Source organism: Belnapia sp. AC561 (genome assembly GCF_979252845.1).
This window is the reverse complement of sequence record NZ_CEEDBP010000005.1, coordinates 33,201-53,465: the sequence shown is the minus strand read 5'-3', so window position 1 is coordinate 53,465 and position 20,265 is coordinate 33,201. Positions and strand designations below refer to the sequence as shown.

Sequence of the window (20,265 nt, the reverse complement as noted above, 5' to 3'; positions counted from 1 at the left end):
GTTCAATCGAGCAGGTCTCGTTTCCGTATCAATATCAGTGCGGGAAATCCGTTGCGATCAATCAACTCTGCAGCGCATCCCGCACCACGGAGCGGAATTCGCGCCGGTACAACTCGCGCAATACCAGCAGGCTCGCCAGGACGAGGGCCAGCGGATGGAGGATCCAGGCCAGGGCGGCCAGCCCGAAGTAGTAGGCGCGCAGCCCGCTGTTGAAATGCCCGGCCGCCCGGTTGGCCACCTTGGCGGCGATCTCGGCATGCGCCTCGCGGCCCGCCGCCGTTGGGTCGTGCGAGATGCCGCCCATCACGATGGAGCAGTAGTTGAACTGGCGCAGCGCCCAGGTCAGCTCGAAGAAGGCCCGCACGAAGATCAGCAGCAGCAGTGCGATCTTCATCTCCCACAGCGCCAGCCCCGGCGGGGTGGCGAAGGGCAGGGCGCCGAAGACCCGCGCCCCCAGTTCCGGGCTGCCCAGCATCGCCACCAGGCCGCCCAGGATGAAGATGGCGGTATTGGCCAGGAAGGAAGTGCTGTTCATCAGGTTGCCGATGATCTGCGTATCCATGATGCGGTTGTCCCGCGTCACCATGGTCTGCATCCAGCGCCGCCGGTGCTCGTCCATCGCGGCGATGACGCTGCGCCGGTGCAGCGCCGGGAGCCGGTCGACCAGCGTCGAGTAGCCGATCCAGCAGCCGGCGAAGACGCCCAGCGCGATCCAGTCGAAAAGGGAGAGCGATTCCATGGCAGCCGCCTGACATAAAAAAGGGGCGGGCCCCGAAGGACCCGCCCCGTGTCTCTGCCGCAGTCGGATGGCTCAGGCCATCGCCTTCTGCAGGTTCTCGTCCAGCTTCGCCAGGAAGGCCTGGGTGCTGAGGTAGGGCTGGTCCTTGGCGATCAGGATCGCCAGGTCCTTGGTCATCGAGCCGCTCTCGACGGTCTCGACGCAGACCTTCTCCAGCGCCTCGGCGAAGGCGGTGACGTCCGGGGTATTGTCGAACTTGCCCCGGTAGGCCAGGCCGCGGGTCCAGGCGAAGATCGAGGCGATCGGGTTGGTCGAGGTCTCCCGCCCTTTCTGGTGCTCGCGGTAGTGCCGGGTCACGGTGCCATGCGCCGCTTCCGACTCGACCGTGTTGCCATCCGGGGAGAGCAGCACCGAGGTCATCAGGCCGAGCGAGCCGAAGCCCTGCGCCACGATGTCGGACTGCACGTCGCCGTCGTAGTTCTTGCAGGCCCAGATGTAGCCGCCTTCCCACTTCAGGGCGGAGGCGACCATGTCGTCGATCAGCCGGTCCTCGTAGACCAGGCCCTTCGCCTTGAAGCGGTCGGCGAATTCGGCGTCGAAGATGGACTTGAAGATGTCCTTGAAGTTGCCGTCGTAGGCCTTGAGGATGGTGTTCTTGTGGCTGAAGTACACGGAATAGCCGCGGGCCAGGCCGTAGTTGAAGCTGGCGCGGGCGAAGCCCTCGATGCTGGCGTTCAGGTTGTGCTGGCCCATGAAGGCGCCGGCGCCCTTGAAGGTGAAGTCGCCGATCTCGACCGGCGCGCCATTCTCCGGCGTGAAGGTCATGGTCACCTTGCCGGCGCCCGGCACCTTCATCTCGACCGCGCGGTAGATGTCGCCATAGGCATGGCGGCCGACCACGATCGGCTTCGACCAATGCGGCACCAGGCGCGGCACGTTGCTGCAGATGATCGGCTCACGGAAGATCGTTCCGTCGAGGATGTTGCGGATCGTGCCGTTCGGGCTCCGCCACATCTTCTTCAGGCCGAATTCGGCGACGCGCGCCTCATCCGGGGTGATGGTCGCGCATTTCACGCCGACGCCATACTGCTTGATGGCATTGGCGGCATCGACGGTCACCTGATCGTCGGTCTGGTCGCGGTATTCGATGCCAAGGTCGTAGTATTTCAGGTCCACGTCCAGGTAGGGGAGGATGAGCTTCTCCTTGATGAACCCCCAGATGATGCGGGTCATCTCGTCTCCGTCGAGCTCGACGACGGGAGTCTTTACCTGGATCTTTGCCATGCCGGTCCTCGTGGTCTCCCGCCGCCGGGCGCTGCGGAGGCGCTGCGCGGGCGCGGAGGGTGGTTTTGGGGCGGGCGGAACATCGCACCCGGCACCCCTGCGGGCAAGGGGTGGGGCGGCCACCCGCGGCGGGGCATGACGTTGCGATTGCGGTACACTTGCCGGTAGTGGCCCCGATGTGTTTAATCGCGTCGCACGTGTTGACGCTTGGTGACTGCTGCGGGAATGTGCCATGGTTTGGGTCGTGATTTCCCGTATCCATCATGACCCCGCCTGATCACTCGCTGCCGTGGTGTGGTCGTGGCAGCCATTGCCAGCCAGGCGCCGCATGGGGCCATCCAGGGAGCTTTCGATGCTTGAGGGTGCAGCGAACCAGGGTGGGGCGAACCAGGGCGATTTCCGTCGCAGCCCGGATCCGGCCATGACCCAGGATTCGCGCGCCTATCTCGCCCGGCGCCATGGGCCGGCGCTGGCGGCGCTCTGCGCGGACGAGCTCCGTGAACGCCATCCCCGGATCGCCGCCGCCGCCGCATCCGGCGACTTCGAGACCCTGAAGGCCGAGGCGCATGCCCTCCGCGGCGTTGCCGCCAATTTCGGCCTCGGCGTCCTGGCCGAGCAACTGCTGGCGGTCGAATCCGCTGCCCGCCGCCAGGATCCCACCGGCCTGACCGGCGCCCTCCGCCTCCTGCCGGCGGAGGTGGCCCAGGCCCTGGTCGCCCTCGGCCAGGGCGACAGCTGACCATCGACAGACCGGGTCAGTAGACCAGGATCTGGGTCAGCCCGTGCCGCGCCGCGGCCCGGGCCAGGGTGCCATCCGCCTTGGCGGCGGTGACGAAGGCATTCACCTCGGTCAGCCAGGCGGTGTCACCCCGCGCGACGGCATAGCCATAGAGCGTATCCCCGAACCGCCCCGGCGGGTCGATCACCCGGGCCCAGTCGTGCATCAGCACCATCCGCCGGGTATAGGGAAAGTCGCTCATGAAGACATCGGCCCGGCCGGACTGGACCTCCGCCTCCCGGGTCCGCGGCGGCCGCACCACCAGCAGCTCGGCCTGCTTCAGCACCTGCCGCATCAGCGGCTCCATCAGCGTCCCCGCCGCCACCGCCACCACCGTGCCGACCGAGTCGATGTCCCGCCAGCCGCCGATCCGCGTGCTCTCCCGCGTCGTCACCGCATAGACCGCGCTGGACAGGTAGGGCTTGGTGAAGGCCAGCCGCTCCTGCCGTGACGGCAGGATGCCGACGCCCATCATGGCCAGGTCGCAGGCGCCGCTCTCCACCCGGTCGGCGAACTCGGCGAAATTGGTCTCGACGAAGCGCAGCGTGACCGAAAGCCGGTTCGCCAGCGCCCGGGCCATGTCGATGTCGATCCCCTCCAGCTCGCTGTTGCGCGGGTTGCGGTAGCTGATGGCGAAGTATTCCGGCCAGATGCAGACCGCCAGCTCGCCGCGGGCGCGGATCGCCGTCAGCCGCTCCGGTGTTGGCGGCGGCGCCGGGGGAGGGGGCGGCAGCTCCACCACGGCCGCCGGCACCTCCGCCGGCGCTGCAGCAACCGGCGGCGTGGCCGGCATGGGCTGGGCCGGCTGGCTGGCGGCCGGGCGACCGGGCGGCTGGCTCCGCCCCGATTGCCCCCAGGCCGGACCTGCAATGATCTCGAAAATAATAACCAATGGTGCAATAAGGAACGCTGCCATGCACCCTCTCGCCAAGCTGGACGCCGCCATCCGCCGTTCCCTCCGCCTTGGCGCGCCCAGGCCGGCGGAGCCGCGCCCCTGGCTGCTGTTCGGGGCGGCGGTCGGGCTGGTCGCGGCCTGTCTCGCGATCATTTACGGTATAGTCCTGGAACGAGGCCAGCGGGATGCCCTGGCCGATGCCGAGAAGCTCACCCAGAGCGTCGCCGCCGCCCTGGCCGACCAGCTCACCCGCGCCACCCAGACCGTCGACCTCGTGCTGAACGACCTGGCCGAGGGCCTGCCCGACCGCACCACCCCCGCCGGTTTCGCCGACCAGATGGCCAACCGCATCCGCGACATCGCCCAGATCCGCGCCCTGCTGGTCACCGATGCCGCCGGCCGGGTCAGCCGGGCGACGGTCGACAGCCTGCGCGACCTCTCGGTGGGGGAGCGCGACTGGTTCCGCGTGCTGCGCTTCGGCGGCCAGCCGCTCCGGCTCGGCGCGCCGGAGGCCGGGCGCTTCCTCGGCAATGGCGGCCGCAGCATCGCCGAGACCCGGCTCTGGTCCATCCCGCTCGCCCGCGCCATCCGCAACCCGCGCGGCGAATTCGAGGGCGCCGCCGTCGCCCTGCTGAACCCGGACTACTTCGTGGGCGTGACCCGCCGCTATGCCGAGGCCTTCGGCGTCACCGTCCGGCTGCATTCCTTCAACGGCCAATTGCTGGGCCGGTCCGACGGCAGCCTCGACGGCATCGGCCAGCTCCATTCCGGCTCCTGGCTCTTCCGGGATTTCCTGCCGCGGCGGGAAGGCGGCACCTTCCAGGGCACCGACGAGGCCGGCACCGAGGTCATCGCCAGCTTCGCCGTGACCCGCCAGGGCACCTTCGTGGTGGAGGTCGCCCGGTCCCGCCAGGATGCCTTCGAGGCCCTGCGCAGCCTGGGCTTCATCCTCGGCGGCGGCGTCGGCGCCGCGGCCGTCGCCACCCTGTTCGCGCTCTGGATGCTGGTCCGCCTGGCCGAGAAGCTGCAGCGCCAGGGCACCCGGCTGGCAATCAGCGAGCAGGAGGCGGTCGCCGCCGGCCGTGCCAAGGAGGATTTCCTGGCGGCGATGAGCCACGAGATCCGCACCCCGATGAACGGCGTCATCGGCATGTCCGGCCTGCTGCTGGATACCGAGCTGGACACCCTCCAGCGCCGCTATGCCGAGACCATCCAGGGCTCGGCCGAGCATCTGCTGATGGTCCTGAACGACATCCTCGACTTCTCCAAGCTCGAGGCCGGGATGGTCGAGCGCGAGGAGGTCGCCTTCGGCATCGAATCCGAGATCTCGACCATCGTCGAACTCTTCGCCCCCAAGGCCGCCGCCAATGGGGTGGAACTCGTCGTCTCCCTCTCCCCCACCATGCCGTCCCGGGTCGTCGGCGACCCCGGCCGGTTCCGCCAGCTGCTTTTCAACCTCGTCGGCAATGCGGTGAAATTCACCGAAAGCGGCTGGATCGAACTCGGCCTCTCGGCCGAGCGGGACGGGGCGGACTGGCGCCTGACCTGCCGCGTCAGCGATACCGGCATCGGCCTCGACCCCGCCAAGATCCCGCTGCTGTTCGAACGCTTCACCCAGGCGGATGCCTCGATCAGCCGGAAATACGGCGGCACCGGCCTCGGCCTCGCCATCTGCCGCAAGCTGGTGGAGGGCATGGGCGGCTCCATCGGCGCCGCCGCCCGGCCCGGCGGCGGCAGCATCTTCCGCTTCGACCTGCTGGTCGGTGCGGCCGCGGAGGCCCCGGAGGCCCGACCGCTGGATCCGCGGCCGCTGACCGGCAGGCGGGTGCTGGTGGTGGACGACCTGGCCCTGAACCGGGAAATCCTGACCCGCCAGCTCATGGTCCTGGGGGCCGAGCCGATGGCCGCCGAGGGCGCCGAGGATGCGCTGGCCGCCCTGCAGGAAGCCCGCGCCGCCGGCCGCCCCTTCGCCGCCGTGGTGCTCGATGCCATACTGCCCGGCCTGGATGGCCAGGAAGCCGCCCGCCGCATCCGGGCCGAGCCGGCCAGCGACCGGCCGGCGATCGTGCTCTGCTCCACCGGTGCCGCGGCGATGCGGGAGCCGCCGGCGCCCGGGCTGGTCGATGCCGTGCTGCTCAAGCCGGCGCTTCCCACCCGCTTCCGCGATGCCGTGCTCCAGGCGCTGGGCGGCGGCGGCCAGGAGGCCCGCCCCACGGCCCCGGCCCCAGCCACGGTCACGGTCCCGGCGGCGGCCCCGGGGGCGGAATTCGCCGAGGGTGCCCGTCTCCGCATCCTGCTGGTCGAGGACAATGCGACCAACCAGCTGGTGATGCGCACCATCCTCCAGCGCGCCGGCTGCCAGGTGGATGTCGCGGCCGATGGCTCGGAGGCGGTCTCCGCCGCCCGCCGCTTCGGCTACGACACCATCCTGATGGACCTGCAGATGCCGGTGATGGACGGGCTGGAGGCCACCCGCCAGATCCGCCGCAGCACCGGCCCCAACCGCCGCACCCGGATCATCGGCCTCACCGCCGCGGTGGGCCCGGTCTTCGAGCAGCAATGCCGGGCCGCCGGCATGGACGAGTACCTCGGCAAGCCGGTGCAGCGTGCGGCGCTGATGCGGATGCTCGGCGTCGTCGAGCCGGCCCGGCCGGCCTGAACCGGACCGGGCCGCCGCCCACTACCCCCGGGCGATCCAGGGCATCTTCGCCGCGGTGATGGTGATGAACTGGATATTCGCATCCAGCGGCAGGTTCGCCATCATCACCACGCTGTTGCCGACATGCGCCACGTCGAAGGTCGGCTCGACCTTCATCTCGCCGGTCGCCTGCTTGACGCCCTTCGCCATGCGCGCGGTCATCGGCGTCGCCGCATTGCCGATATCCACCTGGCCGCTGACGATGTCGTATTTGCGGCCATCCAGCGCCAGGGTCTTGGTCAGCCCGGTGATGGCATGCTTGGTGCTCGTATAGGCGACGCTGTCCGGCCGCGGCACATGCGCGCTGATGCTGCCGTTGTTGACGATGCGGCCGCCCTGCGGATCCTGTTCCTTCATGATGCGGAAGGCCGCCTGGGCACACAGGAAGCTGCCGGTCAGGTTCACCTGCACGACCCGCGCCCAATCCTCGTACTTGAGGTCCTCGATCGGCCCGGCCGGGACATTGCCCCCGGCATTGTTGAACAGGAAGTCGAGCCGGCCCCATTCGGACTTGATCTGCGCGAAGAGCGCATTCACCGCCTCCGGATTGCCGACATCGGTCGAGACCGGCATCGCCCGCGGCCCGGCATTGCCGGCCATGGTCACGGTCTCGGCCAGCGCATCGGCCCGGCGCCCGGCCAGCGCCACGCTCCAGCCATCCGCCAGCAGCGCCAGGGCGGCAGCCCGGCCGACGCCCGATCCGGCGCCGGTCACCACGGCATATTTCGTCGTCATGTCTTGGACTCTCCTAGCTGTTCGGCCCACGGCCCATGCCGACCGGCTGCCAGCGGCGCAAGGCGGTATTCTGCAAGACCGCCGGGTTGACGCAAGACATCGGCCACTTGCCGGACAGCACCAGCGCCAGCTCATTGCCCACGCGACGCTTCCGCGCCTCATCGAACCGGGCGGAGGCGGAGGCGACATGCGCCGTCAGGGTGACGTTTTCCATCCGCAGCAGCGGGTTGTTGTGCGACGGCGGCTCGGTCTCCAGCACGTCGAGCGCCGCATGGGCGATCCAGCCCTCCTGCAGCGCCTTGATCAGCGCCTCCTCCTGCACCGTCGGGCCGCGGCCGGTATTGATGAAGACCGCGCCAGGCTTCATCTGCCGGAAGTGCTCCTCCCGCAGCATGTGATGCACCTCCGGCCGGGCCGGGGCATGCATGGAGAGGAAGTCTGACTGGCTCAGCACCTCGTTCAGGGTCGCCGGTAGCACGCCGGCATCGGAGATCGTCATCTCCTCGATGAAGGGGTCATAGGCCATCATCCTGAGGCCGAAGGGCGCCGCCCGCTTGGCAACCGCCCGCGCCACCCGGCCGAAGGAGATGAAGCCCAGCGTCTGCCCCATCAGCCGGGGGATCTTCAGCAGCGCCGGCCGGCCTTCTTTCCAGCGGCCTTCCCGCACCATCCGGTCCTGCTCCAGCAGCCGGCGGAAGCCGGCGAGCAGCAGCATCATCGCGTGGTCGGCGACTTCCTCGATGAAGGTATCGGGGATGTTGGTCACCGGGATGCCGCGGGCGGTCGCCGCCTTCACGTCGACGCTGTCGACGCCGACGCTGCCGAGGGTGATCACCTTGCAATTCTGCAGCGCATCGATGATCGCCTTCGTGATCGGCATGCCCTTGCCGTAGATCGCATCGGCATCCCGGGCGGCGGCGATGAAGCCGGCCTCGTCCATCGGCGCCTCGACGATCTCGGCATCGAGCCCCGCCAGCGCCTCGTTCTCCAGCGCATAGCCGACCTGGGCGAAGGCCGGCGTGACGATCCTGTACTTGGCCATATCCTAATTCTCCCTACTTCGGCGCCCGCGCGCGGATCGCCGCCTCATTCACCTCGACACCCCAGCCCGGCCCCTTCGGCAGCAGCAGCTCGCCATTCTCGATGACCGGTGCCGGGGTGAATTCGTCGCGCCAGGAGACGCTGTCGATATCGATCTCCATCACCCGGAAATTCGGGATGGTCGCGCTGAAATGCGCGCTGATCATGCTGCACAGGTTGCCGTAGAAATTATGCGGCGCGCAGTTCACCTCATACACATCGCACAGCGAGGCGATCTTCATCGATTCCGCCAGTCCGTTCCAGATGACGTCGACGATGCCGACATCCATGGAATAGGCTTCGAGATACGGCCGGAATTCCCGCCGCCCATGCAGCGTCTCGGCGCTGGCGATGGGGCAGGGGGCCATCCGCTTGATGCTGGCCAGCGCCGGCGCATCATGGATATCGATCTCGAGCCAGGTGAGGTCAAATTCCGCCACCGCCTCCGCCACCCGCTGAAAGCCCTCAGTGCGGAAGTGGAAATTGGTATCGAGGTGGAGGTTGAACTCCGGCCCCACCGCATCGCGGATCACCCGCAAATGTTGCTTGAGCAGCGACAGGGTTCTGTTGTCCCAATTCAGCTCCGGCCAGCCCGCGTGGCGGCCGAAGCCGGGCGAATACTGGAACAGCTTGCCGTCCTCGCCGGGGATCAGGATATTGGTCTTGAGGCCGCGGAAGCCGAGCGCCTTCACCTCCGCCGCATGCCGCCCGACCTCGTCCCAGTCGAGGCAGGCCGGCGTGCCCATGAATTTCGAGTTCCGCACCCGGTAGCTGCCGAAGTGGGACCAGTAGACCGGGATCCGCTCCCGTATCGGCCCGCCGAACAGCGCATAGACCGGGATGTTGCGGGCCCGCGCCGCGATATCGAGCAGCGCATTCTCGATCGCCGCGATCGCCTGCTGGTTCAGCCCGCCGCGCGACTGCCGCGTCATCACATGCAGCCAGGCCGTCACCTCCTCCCACCGGGTCGGGTCGCGGCCGATGATCAGCGGCGACAGCCCCTCGATGACGGCGGACAGGCCCGTGCTGCCGAAGCTCTCGTTGTACTCGGACCAGCCAATCAGGCCGTCGTCCGTGGTGACCTTGAGGAAGGAGAACAGCCGCCAGCCGGCATCCGCGCGCAAGGTCTCGACCCGGGCGATCTTCATCGCTTGCTCCATTTCATCCCTTGGCCGGAGCGAAGCATGGGGAGGGCGCCTCCACAAGACGGCCCCGGGGGGCTAGCCTGCCCCGATCACGCAAGGGGAGGGGTTCCGATGGGCAAGCTCGAGGGCAAGATCGCCTGGGTCACCGGCAGCGGCAGCGGTATTGGCGAGGCGGCCGCCTATGCGCTCGCCGAGGAAGGCGCGACCCTGGTCCTGACCGGCCGCCGGCGCGAGCCGCTGGAGGATGTCGCCGCCCGCATCCGTGCCAAGGGCGGCACCGCCAATGTCGAGCCCTGCGACCTCCGCAACGCCGCCGCGGTGGAGGCGACCGTCGCCCGCATCGTGGCCCAGCACGGCCGGCTCGACATCATGGTGAGCAATGCCGGCGTCAACATCACCGAGCGGAGCTGGAAGGCGATCTCGCCCGAGGGCATCGACGAGCTGATCCAGGGCAACCTTTCCTCCGCCTTCTACTGCGCCCGCGCGGTGCTGCCGCAGATGCGCGCCCAGGGCGGCGGCCAGATGATTCACACCGCCTCCATGGCCGGCCGCAACGTGAGCATCATGAGCGGCCCCGGCTATGGCGCCGCCAAGCACGCGGTGGTGGCGATGAGCCACACCATCAACATGGAGGAATGCGTCAACGGCATCCGCAGCACCGCCTTCTGCCCGGGCGAGGTCAACACCCCGATCATGAAGAAGCGGCCGAACCCGCTGAGCGCCGAGGACCTCGGCCGGATGCTACAGCCCGAGGATTGCGGCGACCTGATCCGCTACGTCGCCTGCTTGCCGCCGAGCGTCACCATGAACGAGATCTGGCTGACGCCGACCCACAACCGCGGCTACGTCGCGGCCCTCGGCCGCAAGCTGTAGTCGCAATTGCGGGGCGGTCTATTCCTTGACCGCCCCGGTCAGCGAGGAGACGTAGTAGTCGACGAAGAAGGAATAAAAGATGGCGACGGGCAGCGAACCCAGCAGCGACCCCGCCATCAGCGCGCCCCACTGGTACACGTCGCCCGAGACCAGCTCCGTCAGGATCGCCACCGGCACCGTCTTCTTCTCGCTGCTCTGGATGAAGGCCAGCGAGTAGATGAACTCGTTCCAGGACAGCGTGAAGCTGAAGATCCCCGCCGAGATCAGCCCCGGCACCGCCAGCGGCAGGGTGATCTGCCGCAGGATCTGCAGCCGGGTCGCGCCGTCGATCAGCGCGCATTCCTCCAGCTCGTAGGGGATCGACTTGAAGTAGCCGATCAGCAGCCAGGTGCAGAAGGGCACCAGGAAGGTCGGATAGACCAGGATCAAGGCCAGCGGGCTGTCGAACAACCCGAGCTGGTAGACCATGGTCGCCAGCGGGATGAAGAGGATGGAGGGCGGCACGAGATAGGCAAGGTAGATCGCCAGCCCGACATACTGGCTGCCCTTGAACCGCAGCCGCTGGATCGCATAGGCCGCCAGGGTGCTGGAGAACAGCGACAGGAAGGTCGAGCAGACGGCGATGGTCATCGTCGTCAGCAGCCACTTCGGATAGGCGGTGTTGAACAGCAGATGCTTAATATGATCGAGCGTCGGCGAGCCGATCCAGAAGGGATTGTACTGCTTGTAGTCGAAGAGCTCGGCATTCGGTTTGAAGGCGGTGATCGTCATCCAGTAGAAGGGGAACAGCAGGATGATGACGAAGCAGGCCAGCGGCACATAGAGCGTGACCGTCCGCCGCGCCCGGCTGTCCCAGGCCATGGTCTCGGCCTGGGCGGTGGAAACATTCGTCTGACCGGGGGTTTCCTGGGGCAGTGCGGCGGCCTCAGTCATTGCCTTCTCCTTGCTGCCACTTGCGCCGCGCCAGGCCGAAGTAGCTGAACAGCGTTGCGAAGACGAGGAACGGGATCATCGAGACCGCGATGGCCGCACCCTCGCCGAGCTGGCCGCCGGGGATGCCGCGCTGGAAGGCCAGGGTCGCCAGAAGATGCGTGGAGTTCACCGGCCCGCCGCGGGTGATGGCATAGACCAGCTGGAAGTCGGTGAAGGTGAAGATGATGCTGAAGGTCATGACGATCGCCAGGATCGGCAGCAGCATCGGGAAGGTGATGAAGCGGAACCGCTGCCAGGCTGAGGACCCGTCCAGCAAGGCCGCCTCATACAATGAAGGCGAGATCGTCTGCAGCCCCGCCAGCAGGGAGATGGCGACGAAGGGAATCCCCCGCCAGATATTCGCCGCGATCAACGAGAACCGCGCCGGCCAGGCACTGCCGAGGAAGTCGATATTCGTCGTCCGCACCCCGAGCACATCCACCGCGAGGTAGGAGATGATCGAGAATTGCGGATCGTAGATCCACCAGAAGGCAATGGCCGAGAGCACCGTCGGCACGATCCAGGGCAGCAGGATGATCGCCCGCAGCAGCGACTTCAGCGGCAGGTTGTTGTTCAGCAGCAGCGCCAGCCAGAGGCCGAGGGCGAATTTCCCGAAGGTCGCCACCCCCGTGTAGAAGACGCTGTAGAAGACCGCGTTCCACCACAGCGGATCCTCCAGCAGGTACTCGAAATTCTCGAGCCCCACCCACTGCCCGCTGCGGCCGATGGTGGTGTCGGTGAAGGCGAGGAAGATGCCGAGGCCCAGCGGATAGGTCAGGAAGACCATCAGCAGCGCCACCGCCGGAAAGAGGCAGGCGAGCACCAGCACCGCCTTGATCTCGAAGACCCGGGCAAGCCAGCCAGGCTCCTGGCGGACCCGGTTCCAGGCCGGGGCAGTCGTCGTCGCGGACATGGCCGGCCCCTCCGCTCAGCGGCGGAAGTAGCGGCGGGCGCGGCGCTCGGCCTCGCGCGCCGCGGCTTCCGGCGTGGACTGGCCGGAGGCGACCGCGGCGCACATCTGCACCATGACGTAATCCGCCGTCGCCGCGCCGGTCGCCTCGCTGAGCGGCCCCTTGTAGCCGTTCCAGAACTCGCTCTTCATCGTGTCGCGGAAGATCTCGACCTTGGGGTCGCTGCTCCAGACCGCGCTGGTCGCGTAATTCGCCAGCGGATGCGCCCAGTAGCCGAGGTTGGCATTCAGCCAGGGATCATACTGCTCGTGCTCCAGCATGAACTGCAGGAAGGCCTTGGAGGCATTGGGATAGCGGCTGTGCTTGAACAGCATGGCATTCAGGGTCAGCCCCGCCATCGGCGCGCTGCTCGCCACGCCCTTCGGCAGCAGCTGATGCTCGGTATCCGCCGCGATCGGCGCCGTCGCCGGGTCGTTCTTCAGCGAGAAATACAGCGAGACGCCGTTCGAGGTCATCCAGCACTCGCTCGCTGCATAGGCGCGGTTGTTGCTGATGTCGCCCCAGGCCAGCGTGCCCTGGGCGAAGGTCGGGTAGAGCTCCTTCAGGTAGTTGAGGGAGGCGATCGTTTCCTTGCTGTTGATGGCGACCTTGCCGTCCCCGTCCACCAAGTAGCCGCCATGCGACCAGACCAGCCAATTGGCGAAGCCGTTGCCGTCGCCGACCGCATTGCCCAGCGCATAGCCGGCCGGCTTGTTCGCCGCCTTCAGCTTCTTGCAGAGATCGAGGAAGCCGGCATGGTCCTCGGGGATGGCGTTGAAGCCCGCCGCATTGACCGCGGATTTCCGATAGACCGTCGGGCCGGAGGAGGCGCCGAAGGGCAGGCCGATCCAGTTGTTGGTGCCGTGCCGCTTGCCGTATTTCTGCGCCAGCGCCAGCCAGCCGCCATAGCGCTGGCCGAGGTAGTCGGCGACATCCGTGGTCTCCACCAGCTTGTCCGCGTAGATATGCGGCGCATCGCCGAAGCCGATGATCATGTCCGGCCCGGCGCCGGTATTCGCCGTCACCGCGGTCTGCTGGGTGATGTCCTCCCAGCCGACGAAGTCGATCCGCACCTGCACGCCGGTCTTCTGGGTGAATTTCGCCGCATTGGCGCGGAACACCTCCTCGTCCGGCTGCACGAAGCGCACCGGCCGCAGCATCCGCAGGGTGGCGCCGCTCTCGATCGGCAGGGTCGGCGCGGTGGCGCTGGCGGCCGCGATCGGCGCCTGCGCCGAGGCCTGGGTCGCGGCCAGCGCCGCGGCGGAAAGCCCGAGCTGGAGCGCCGACCGGCGCGTGATGATGTGCATGTCCTGGATCTCCCCGTGGTTTCTTATTTTATGCGGCGAGGCGACGGCCGGAGCCTTCCTCGAACAGATGCACCAGGCCCATCTCCGGCATGATGTGGATGGTCTCGCCCGGCCGCGCGACCACCCGCTCGCGGAAGGCGCAGGTCAGCGACGTCTCGCCGATGCGCGCGATCACCTGGGTCTCCGAGCCGGTCGGCTCCACCAGCATGACGGTCGCGGGAATGCCGTCCGGGCGCAGCTGGATATGCTCGGGGCGGATGCCATAGACGCCGGCCTTGGCGCTGGCGCCCTGCGGCAGCGGCAGCACCGCGCCGCCCTCGGCGGTGAAGCCGCCGCCGCCGACGCCGCCCTTCACCAGGTTCATCGCCGGCGAGCCGATGAAGCCCGCGACGAACAGGTTCGCCGGCCGGTCGTAGAGCTCGAGCGGCGGCCCCGCCTGCTCCACGTTGCCGCTGTTCATCACCACGATCTTGTCGGCCATGGTCATGGCCTCGATCTGGTCGTGCGTCACATAGACGGTGGTGACCTTCAGGCGCTGGTGTAGCTCCTTGATCTCCGCCCGCATCTGCACCCGCAGCTTGGCGTCGAGGTTGGACAGCGGCTCGTCAAACAGGAAGACCTGCGGGTTGCGCACGATGGCCCGCCCCATCGCCACCCGCTGCCGCTGCCCGCCGGACAACTGCCGCGGATAGCGCTGCAGCAGCGCCTCCAGCCCGAGGATCTTGGCGGCCCGGCCGACCTCCTGCTCCATCACCTCGCGCGGCGCCTTGGCCAGCTTCATCGAGAAGGCCATGTTCTCGAAGACGGTCATATGCGGATAGAGCGCGTAGTTCTGGAACACCATGGCGATGTCCCGGTCCTTCGGCGGCACGTTGTTCACCACGCGCGGGCCGATCGCGATCTCCCCGGCGGTGATGTTCTCGAGCCCCGCCAGCATCCGCAGCAGCGTGGATTTCCCGCAGCCGGAAGGGCCGACCAGCACGACGAACTCGCCATCCGCGATATCGACGCTGACACCGTGCAACACCTTCACGGCGCCGAAGGCTTTCATGACATTGCGGATATCGACGGTCGCCATTGTGTCTCCCTCATCGGCCTCTGACGGGCCTTATTGATCTGGCAGGCTGTCTGGTCAGGCGAAGCGGGAAACGTTGGTCTCCTTCGAGGTGATGAACTCGAGCAGCACCGGAATCCCCTGCTGGGTTTTCTCGATCCCCCGCTTGATCGCCGGGATGATCTCGGCCGGGTCCGTCACCCTTTCGCCATAGCCGCCGAAGGCCCGGGCCATGGCGGCATAGTCGCCCGAGATATCCGTGCTGCGGTACTTCTCCGTGCTGACCGGCATCACCTTCAGCTCGATCGCCATGGAGAAATTGTTCAGCAGGATGGACATGATCGGGATGCGCTCGCGCACGCAGGTCTCGAAGTCCATGCCCGTGAAGCCGATCGCCGCATCGCCCCAGACATTGATGCAGAGCTTGTCGGGCGCCGCCAGCTTCGCCCCCATCGCCAGCCCGAGCCCGTAGCCCAACTGCGTCGTCTTGCCCCAGCCAAGGTAGGAGAGGGGCGTCGTCGACTTCCAGAAGGGCGAGAGCTGGTCGCGCGGGCTGCCGGCATCATGGGTGATGATGGTGTTGTCGCGGTCCACCGTATGCTGCAGGTCCCAGAGCACGCGGTAGGGATTGAGCGGCGCATCCGGGTGCGTCAGCTTCGGCATCCACTCGGCCAGCCAGGGTTCCCGCTGCGCCTGGATCTCCGCCTGCACCGGCGCCGGGTCGCGCGGCGCGGTCACCAGGCCGCGCAGCTCCTCCAGCAGCGCATCCAGCATCAGCCCGGCATCGCCGATCAGCCCGATATCCGCCCGCAGGTCCTTGTTGAGATGCATGGGATCGAGCGTCGCATGGATGTACTTCGGCCCTTTCGGCATCCGCACGCCGAAATTGGTCTCGGTGAAGGAACAGCCGATGCCGAAGATCACGTCGGCATTGTCGAGGAAATGCCGCACCGGCTTCGGCACCGCAAGGCCGCCCGAGCCGAGGCTCAGCGGATGATCCTCGTTGAAGCTCGACTTGCCGCCGAGGCTGCTGGTCACCGGCGCCGCCAGCAGCTCCGCCAGCGCCTTCAGCTGCGGCCAGGCCTGCGCCCAATGCACGCCGGTCCCGGCATAGAGCACCGGCCGCTTCGCCGCCGCCAGCATCGCCGCGGCCTTCCGCACCTCGGCCGGGTCGGGGCCGTAGCGGGTCACCAGCGCCGGCTGGTAGTCCAGCGGCTCCGGCACCTCCTCGTTCCACATGTCGGTCGGGATCTCGACCAGCACCGGCCCGCCGCGCCCGTTCCGCAGCCGGGTGAAGGCGCGGCGCAGGATGTTCGGCACCTCGGCGGCCAGGGTGATCGGCTCGGCGCTTTTGGTGATGCCGCGCATCGCACTGGTCGAGTTGAAGTTCGGGTCCACATGCGCCAGCCGCCGGGCATAGCCCATCGGCATCACCAGGATCGGCACGCTCTCGCCGTAAGCCTGGGCCACGCCGCCATAGGCATTCTCCGAGCCCGGCCCATGCTGCATGCAGAAGGCGCCGATCTTGCGGCCCGAGGTGACGCGGGAGATCGCATCCGCCATGTGCAGCCCGATCCGCTCCTGGCGGACCATCACCGGCCGGATATCCTTGGCCGCCGCATATTCGATGAGGTGATTGACCGGATAGCCCGTGAGGATCTCGATCCCCTCGCGCTTCATGATCTCCGCAATGGCCTCGCCGAGCTTCATGGCCGACTCTCCCGATCCGGGCTTGTGCCCTTGTCGCGCGCCGGCAGCCCGGCCACGCATCCGTTTCCCAGGTGAGCCTAGCCCCCGCCGCCCGCCGGGCGCAACCGCCAGCGCCGACCGTCCCGTGGGAGGTTCACGCGAAGGCGAAACCCGCCATACTGCACCGCAGCCATCCGTCGCCCGGGGGATTCCGCGATGCCGCCGACCATGACCGAGACCGAGTTCGAGGCGCTGCTGGCCCGCGCCGGCATACCCCTCAGCGCCGCCCAGAAGGCCGGCATTTATCCCGCGCTGGGCGGGCTGGAGGCGATGCAGGCCCTGATCCGCACCCCCTTGCCCGAGGCCGCCGCCGAGCCCGCCAATACCTTTTCCGCGGAGCCCGGCCGATGATCCCGAGCATCGCCGAAGCCGCGGCCCTCATCGCCGCCCGCAAGCTCTCCCCGGTCGAGCTGACGCAGGCCTGCCTCGCCCGCATCGAGGCGATGGACGGCACCCTGCACGCCTTCATCCGGCTGGAGGCGGATAGCGCCCTGGCCACCGCCCGCGCCGCCGAGGCCCGCATCACGGCCTCCGGCCCGCGCGGCCCGCTGGACGGCATCCCCTTCGCCCACAAGGACATCTACTGCACCGCCGGCATCCCGACGACGGCGCATTCCAAGGTGCTGCAGGACCATGTCCCGGCGGCCGATGCGACAACCGTGGCGAAGCTGGCCGCGGCCGGCGTGGTCATGCTGGGCAAGCTCGCCACCCATGAATTCGCCTTCGGCGGCCCGAGCTTCGACCTGCCCTGGCCGCCCGTCCGCAATCCCTGGAACCCGGACCACTTCACCGCCGGCTCCTCCTCCGGCACCGGCGCCGCCGTTGCCGCGGGGATGATCCTCGGCGGCACGGGGTCCGATACCGGCGGCTCCATCCGCGGCCCGGCGGCGCTCTGCGGCATCACCGGCATCAAGCCGACCTATGGGCTCTGCTCCCGCGCCGGCATCCTGCCGCTGGCCCAGTCGCTGGACCACGCGGGCCCGATGGCCTGGACGGTGGAGGATTGCGCCATCCTCCTCCAGGCCATGGCCGGCTACGACGCCGCCGACCCGGCCAGCGCCAACCGCCCGGTGCCCGACTTCCGTGCCGAACTGGGGAAGGGCGTGAAGGGCCTCCGCATCGGCCTGATCCGCCACTTCCACGAAACCGACCACCCCGTCAGCCCCGCGACCCTGGCCGGCATCGACGCCGCCGCCGATTTCTTCCGCGCCGAGGGTGCCACGGTCCGCGACGTCACCATCCCCTCGCTCGCCGCCTTCAACGCCTGCGGCTGGATCATCCTGCTGGCCGAGGCCTTCGCCGTGCACGAGACCTGGATGCGCCGCGACCCCAACCTCTACGGCGAGCTGATGCGGGACCGCCTGGTGCTCGGCGGGTTGCTCTCCGCCGCCGATGTCATGCAGGCGCAGAAGCAGCGCCGCGCGCTGATCGCCGCGACCGAGGCCGCGACCGCCGATTGCGACATCCTGCTGACCGCCGCCCAGCCCGGCGAGGCCCCGCGCATCGACGCCGTCCCCAAATGGGGCTTCCTCGAGAAGCCCAATTTCACCATCCCCTTCAACGTCACCGGCTGGCCCGGCATCACGGTGCCGACCGGCCATGGCGAGGGCGGCCTGCCCGTCGCCATGCAACTCGTCGCCAGGCCCTTCGCCGAGCCGACCCTGTTCCGCGCGGCGGATGCCTATGAGAAGGCCCATGCTTGGCGGGCCAGGCGCCCCTCGATGGTGCCGGCATGAGCCCGCTGCTCGCCGCCCCCGCGGCCCGCCCCCCGGCCCTGATGGCCGGCGGCCGCATGCCCGTGCTGGGCGCCGCCCCCTTCCTCCGCGGCGAGGCCGGCGCGCTGGAGGCGCTCGCCGCCGAGCTGCGCTTCGCGCTGGAGAACGTCGGCTTCTACCTGCTGACGGGCCATGGCATCGAGCCCGCTCTCATCCAGCGGACCTATGCCGCCGCCGAGCGTTTCCATGCCCAGCCGCTCGAGGCCAAGCTGGCGGTGAAGATCAACGAGCACAACCTCGGCTATATGCCGATGAAGGGCTCGCTGAACCGCACCAGCATCTACAACACCAATGCCAAGCCCAGCGTGAACGAGGCCTTCTTCCTCCGCCGCCAGCGCGCCCCGGACGATCCCGACGTCCTCGCCAACAAGCCACTGCGCGGCCTCAACCAATGGCCGGCCGACCTGCCCGGCTTCCGCGAGGATGCCCTGGCCTACATGGATAGGATGAAGGCGCTCGGGCAGGGCCTGGCCCCGGTCTATGCCCGCGCCCTCGGCCTGGTGCCCGACTACTTCGAACAGGCCTTCGCCACCCCCAACCTCATCCTCCGCCTGACCCACTACCCCGCGGTCGAGGGCTTCGAGGAGGGCGAGTTCAGCATCGCGCCCCATACCGACAGCGGCTTCCTGACCATGCTGCCGCCCAATCCGGTCGATGGCCTCTCGGTCCGGCTGCCGGACGGCACCTGGTTCGACGTGCCCCAGGTCCCCGGCGCCTTCACCGTGAACAGCGGCGACATGCTCGCCCGCTGGACCAACGAGGTCTTCCTCTCGACCCCGCACCGGGTCCGCAACCTCTCGCCGGCCGCCCGCTACGCCATCCCCTTCTTCTTCGACCCGCATCCGGACACGATGATCGAGGCGCTGCCGAGCTGCACCGGCCCCGAGCGGCCGGCGAAGCACCCGCCCATCCTCTTCGACGACTACATCATCTGGTTCGCGCGCAAGAACTACGTCCACCAGAAGAAGGACGCCGCCGCCTGACCCTCGCCGCGCCTCCATGACCCGGATCGAAGGCGAATGGGAGGGCTGGATGGCCGCCGCCCAGGCCGGCGATGCCCGCGCCTATGACCGGCTGCTGCGCGCCGCCCTGCCCATGCTGCGCGCCATCGCCCGCCGCCGCATCCAGAATGCGGCGGAGGCCGAGGATGCGGTGCAGGACGCGCTGCTGACCATCCATACCCTGCGCCATACCTACGAGCCCGACCGCCCCATCCGCCCCTGGCTGGTGGCGATCTGCGAGCGCCGGGCCATCGACCGCCTCCGCCGCCACGGCCGGCGCGGCGGCCGCGAGACGCCGATCGACGATTTCCGCGAAACCTTGGCGGCCCCTGGAGCGAACCAGGGGGAGGCGAAGGTGGCATCCGCCGAGTTGCGGGCCGCAGTCGCCGAATTGTCGGAGGCCCAGCGCACCGCGCTCGGCCTGGCGAAGCTGCAGGACCTGCCGCTGGCGGAGGCCAGCGCCCGGTCCGGCATGTCCGTCGGCGCTCTCAAGGTGGCGACCCATCGGGCCATGAAGGCGCTGCGCAAGCGCCTGGGGGCGGAGGACTAGAGGTGCGGAACGAGGAGCTGATCGCCCAATTGGCCACCGGGCTGAAGCCGGTGCCGCGCATGGCCCGGCCGGGCCGGCAGGCGGCGCTCTGGCTCGGCCTCGCCGTGGCCGCCATCGGCATCGCGGTCCTGGCGCATGGGCTCCGCCACGACATGCACGAGCGGATGCTGCTGCCGCAGGAGGTCGCGCAGTGGCTGGCCTCCATCGCCGCCGGCGGCACCGCGGCGCTGGCCGCCGCCATGCTGGCCCGGCCGGACCGCTCCTGGCGCTGGGCGCTGCTGCCGCTGCCGCCGCTGGTGCTCTGGCTCGGCAGCCTCGGCTGGGGCTGCATGGCGGACCTGCAGCGGCTGGGGCCGATGTCCGACCAGCTCGGCACCAGCTGGGGCTGCCTGAAATTCATCCTCGGCCTCGGCATCCCGCTCGCCGCGGCGCAATTCTGGCTGCTGCGGCATGCCGGCCCGGTGCGGCCCGGGCCGGTGCTGCTGCTGGGCGGCCTCGCCTCGGCGGCGCTCTGCTCCGCCGGGCTCAGCCTGTTCCATCACCTGGATGCGGCGGTGATGATCCTGCTCTGGCACGGCGGCGGCGTCGCCCTGCTGATGCTGCTGGGCTGGCTGCTCGGCCGGCCCTTCATGCGCCGGCGCCCCATCCGGTAGCGCCGGCCGCCGCGGGCCTCCCCTCAG

At 68.7% G+C, this 20,265-nt stretch carries 19 protein-coding genes; 8 read left to right on the top strand and 11 right to left on the bottom strand.

Annotated features, from left to right (window positions below; all coding sequences use genetic code 11):
• Window positions 1-61 precede the first annotated feature (61 nt).
• Window positions 62-739 (bottom strand): DUF599 domain-containing protein, encoded by a 678-nt coding sequence (locus tag AC0IW9_RS05700; protein ID WP_471647243.1) that lies wholly within the window; start codon window positions 737-739, stop codon window positions 62-64.
• A 72-nt stretch (window positions 740-811) separates the two neighbouring features.
• Window positions 812-2,023 (bottom strand): NADP-dependent isocitrate dehydrogenase, encoded by a 1,212-nt coding sequence (locus AC0IW9_RS05695; RefSeq protein WP_471647242.1) that lies wholly within the window; start codon window positions 2,021-2,023, stop codon window positions 812-814.
• A gap of 421 nt (window positions 2,024-2,444) precedes the next feature.
• Between AC0IW9_RS05695 and AC0IW9_RS05690 the strand changes: the two genes are divergently transcribed.
• Window positions 2,445-2,762, top strand: coding sequence for an Hpt domain-containing protein (locus AC0IW9_RS05690; protein WP_471647241.1), 318 nt, complete (start codon window positions 2,445-2,447; stop codon window positions 2,760-2,762).
• 16 nt (window positions 2,763-2,778) lie between these two features.
• On the opposite strand, the gene AC0IW9_RS05685 is transcribed toward AC0IW9_RS05690, so the two are convergent.
• Complete coding sequence (locus AC0IW9_RS05685) at window positions 2,779-3,594, bottom strand: substrate-binding periplasmic protein (RefSeq protein ID WP_471647240.1); 816 nt, start codon at window positions 3,592-3,594, stop codon at window positions 2,779-2,781.
• A gap of 121 nt (window positions 3,595-3,715) precedes the next feature.
• On the opposite strand from AC0IW9_RS05685, the gene AC0IW9_RS05680 reads away from it, so the two are divergent.
• Window positions 3,716-6,355 (top strand): hybrid sensor histidine kinase/response regulator, encoded by a 2,640-nt coding sequence (locus tag AC0IW9_RS05680; RefSeq protein ID WP_471647239.1) that lies wholly within the window; start codon window positions 3,716-3,718, stop codon window positions 6,353-6,355.
• 21 nt (window positions 6,356-6,376) lie between these two features.
• Here AC0IW9_RS05680 and AC0IW9_RS05675 read toward each other — a convergent pair whose 3' ends face one another.
• From AC0IW9_RS05675 to AC0IW9_RS05665, 3 genes are read right to left on the bottom strand one after another with little or no spacing between them, the layout of a single operon-like run.
• Window positions 6,377-7,129, bottom strand: a complete 753-nt coding sequence (locus tag AC0IW9_RS05675; RefSeq protein WP_471647238.1) for an SDR family oxidoreductase — start codon at window positions 7,127-7,129, stop codon at window positions 6,377-6,379.
• Window positions 7,130-7,142: 13 nt separating this feature from the next.
• Window positions 7,143-8,171 carry a C-terminal binding protein gene (locus tag AC0IW9_RS05670; protein ID WP_471647237.1) on the bottom strand — a complete coding sequence of 343 codons (1,029 nt, stop codon included), beginning with the start codon at window positions 8,169-8,171 and terminating at the stop codon, window positions 7,143-7,145.
• Between the two features lie 13 nt (window positions 8,172-8,184).
• Entirely contained in the window at window positions 8,185-9,357 is a 1,173-nt protein-coding gene (locus AC0IW9_RS05665) for a mandelate racemase/muconate lactonizing enzyme family protein (protein ID WP_471647236.1), read from the bottom strand.
• Between the two features lie 108 nt (window positions 9,358-9,465).
• On the opposite strand from AC0IW9_RS05665, the gene AC0IW9_RS05660 reads away from it, so the two are divergent.
• Entirely contained in the window at window positions 9,466-10,227 is a 762-nt protein-coding gene (locus AC0IW9_RS05660; protein ID WP_471647235.1) for an SDR family oxidoreductase, read from the top strand.
• 18 nt (window positions 10,228-10,245) lie between these two features.
• Here AC0IW9_RS05660 and AC0IW9_RS05655 read toward each other — a convergent pair whose 3' ends face one another.
• The 5 genes from AC0IW9_RS05655 to AC0IW9_RS05635 are packed head-to-tail and all read right to left on the bottom strand — an operon-like array spanning window position 10,246 to window position 16,280.
• Window positions 10,246-11,160: a carbohydrate ABC transporter permease gene (locus AC0IW9_RS05655; RefSeq protein ID WP_471647234.1), complete on the bottom strand. Its 915-nt coding sequence runs from the start codon at window positions 11,158-11,160 to the stop codon at window positions 10,246-10,248.
• Window positions 11,153-12,112: a carbohydrate ABC transporter permease gene (locus AC0IW9_RS05650; RefSeq protein WP_471647233.1), complete on the bottom strand. Its 960-nt coding sequence runs from the start codon at window positions 12,110-12,112 to the stop codon at window positions 11,153-11,155. The genes AC0IW9_RS05655 and AC0IW9_RS05650 overlap by 8 nt, the downstream gene beginning before the upstream one ends.
• A 15-nt stretch (window positions 12,113-12,127) precedes the next feature.
• Window positions 12,128-13,456 (bottom strand): ABC transporter substrate-binding protein, encoded by a 1,329-nt coding sequence (locus tag AC0IW9_RS05645; protein WP_471647232.1) that lies wholly within the window; start codon window positions 13,454-13,456, stop codon window positions 12,128-12,130.
• 28 nt (window positions 13,457-13,484) lie between these two features.
• Entirely contained in the window at window positions 13,485-14,534 is a 1,050-nt protein-coding gene (locus AC0IW9_RS05640) for an ABC transporter ATP-binding protein (RefSeq protein ID WP_471647231.1), read from the bottom strand.
• A gap of 54 nt (window positions 14,535-14,588) precedes the next feature.
• Entirely contained in the window at window positions 14,589-16,280 is a 1,692-nt protein-coding gene (locus AC0IW9_RS05635) for a thiamine pyrophosphate-requiring protein (RefSeq protein ID WP_471647230.1), read from the bottom strand.
• Between the two features lie 135 nt (window positions 16,281-16,415).
• On the opposite strand from AC0IW9_RS05635, the gene AC0IW9_RS05630 reads away from it, so the two are divergent.
• From AC0IW9_RS05630 to AC0IW9_RS05610, 5 genes are read left to right on the top strand one after another with little or no spacing between them, the layout of a single operon-like run.
• On the top strand, window positions 16,416-16,610 hold the full coding sequence (locus AC0IW9_RS05630; protein ID WP_471647229.1) for a hypothetical protein: 195 nt from the start codon (window positions 16,416-16,418) through the stop codon (window positions 16,608-16,610).
• Window positions 16,607-17,995 carry an amidase gene (locus AC0IW9_RS05625; protein WP_471647228.1) on the top strand — a complete coding sequence of 463 codons (1,389 nt, stop codon included), beginning with the start codon at window positions 16,607-16,609 and terminating at the stop codon, window positions 17,993-17,995. The genes AC0IW9_RS05630 and AC0IW9_RS05625 overlap by 4 nt, the downstream gene beginning before the upstream one ends.
• Window positions 17,992-19,017, top strand: coding sequence for an isopenicillin N synthase family dioxygenase (locus tag AC0IW9_RS05620; RefSeq protein WP_471647227.1), 1,026 nt, complete (start codon window positions 17,992-17,994; stop codon window positions 19,015-19,017). The genes AC0IW9_RS05625 and AC0IW9_RS05620 overlap by 4 nt, the downstream gene beginning before the upstream one ends.
• 16 nt (window positions 19,018-19,033) lie before the next feature.
• On the top strand, window positions 19,034-19,585 hold the full coding sequence (locus AC0IW9_RS05615; RefSeq protein ID WP_471647226.1) for a sigma-70 family RNA polymerase sigma factor: 552 nt from the start codon (window positions 19,034-19,036) through the stop codon (window positions 19,583-19,585).
• Between the two features lie 2 nt (window positions 19,586-19,587).
• Window positions 19,588-20,238, top strand: a complete 651-nt coding sequence (locus tag AC0IW9_RS05610) for an NrsF family protein (protein ID WP_471647225.1) — start codon at window positions 19,588-19,590, stop codon at window positions 20,236-20,238.
• Window positions 20,239-20,265 lie beyond the last annotated feature (27 nt).

Bases quoted from the DNA above. Each gene is read 5' to 3' on its own strand.
- AC0IW9_RS05680 (WP_471647239.1), top strand. From the start codon at position 3,716: ATGCACCCTCTCGCCAAGCTGGACGCCGCCATCCGCCGTTCCCTCCGC.
- AC0IW9_RS05655 (WP_471647234.1), bottom strand. From the start codon at position 11,160: ATGACTGAGGCCGCCGCACTGCCCCAGGAAACCCCCGGTCAGACGAAT.
- AC0IW9_RS05650 (WP_471647233.1), bottom strand. From the start codon at position 12,112: ATGTCCGCGACGACGACTGCCCCGGCCTGGAACCGGGTCCGCCAGGAG.
- AC0IW9_RS05645 (WP_471647232.1), bottom strand. From the start codon at position 13,456: ATGCACATCATCACGCGCCGGTCGGCGCTCCAGCTCGGGCTTTCCGCC.
- AC0IW9_RS05630 (WP_471647229.1), top strand. From the start codon at position 16,416: ATGCCGCCGACCATGACCGAGACCGAGTTCGAGGCGCTGCTGGCCCGC.
- AC0IW9_RS05675 (WP_471647238.1), bottom strand. From the start codon at position 7,129: ATGACGACGAAATATGCCGTGGTGACCGGCGCCGGATCGGGCGTCGGC.
- AC0IW9_RS05690 (WP_471647241.1), top strand. From the start codon at position 2,445: ATGACCCAGGATTCGCGCGCCTATCTCGCCCGGCGCCATGGGCCGGCG.
- AC0IW9_RS05695 (WP_471647242.1), bottom strand. From the start codon at position 2,023: ATGGCAAAGATCCAGGTAAAGACTCCCGTCGTCGAGCTCGACGGAGAC.
- AC0IW9_RS05640 (WP_471647231.1), bottom strand. From the start codon at position 14,534: ATGGCGACCGTCGATATCCGCAATGTCATGAAAGCCTTCGGCGCCGTG.
- AC0IW9_RS05620 (WP_471647227.1), top strand. From the start codon at position 17,992: ATGAGCCCGCTGCTCGCCGCCCCCGCGGCCCGCCCCCCGGCCCTGATG.
- AC0IW9_RS05665 (WP_471647236.1), bottom strand. From the start codon at position 9,357: ATGAAGATCGCCCGGGTCGAGACCTTGCGCGCGGATGCCGGCTGGCGG.
- AC0IW9_RS05685 (WP_471647240.1), bottom strand. From the start codon at position 3,594: ATGCCGGCCACGCCGCCGGTTGCTGCAGCGCCGGCGGAGGTGCCGGCG.
- AC0IW9_RS05635 (WP_471647230.1), bottom strand. From the start codon at position 16,280: ATGCGTGGCCGGGCTGCCGGCGCGCGACAAGGGCACAAGCCCGGATCG.
- AC0IW9_RS05670 (WP_471647237.1), bottom strand. From the start codon at position 8,171: ATGGCCAAGTACAGGATCGTCACGCCGGCCTTCGCCCAGGTCGGCTAT.
- AC0IW9_RS05700 (WP_471647243.1), bottom strand. From the start codon at position 739: ATGGAATCGCTCTCCCTTTTCGACTGGATCGCGCTGGGCGTCTTCGCC.
- AC0IW9_RS05660 (WP_471647235.1), top strand. From the start codon at position 9,466: ATGGGCAAGCTCGAGGGCAAGATCGCCTGGGTCACCGGCAGCGGCAGC.
- AC0IW9_RS05625 (WP_471647228.1), top strand. From the start codon at position 16,607: ATGATCCCGAGCATCGCCGAAGCCGCGGCCCTCATCGCCGCCCGCAAG.
- AC0IW9_RS05615 (WP_471647226.1), top strand. From the start codon at position 19,034: ATGACCCGGATCGAAGGCGAATGGGAGGGCTGGATGGCCGCCGCCCAG.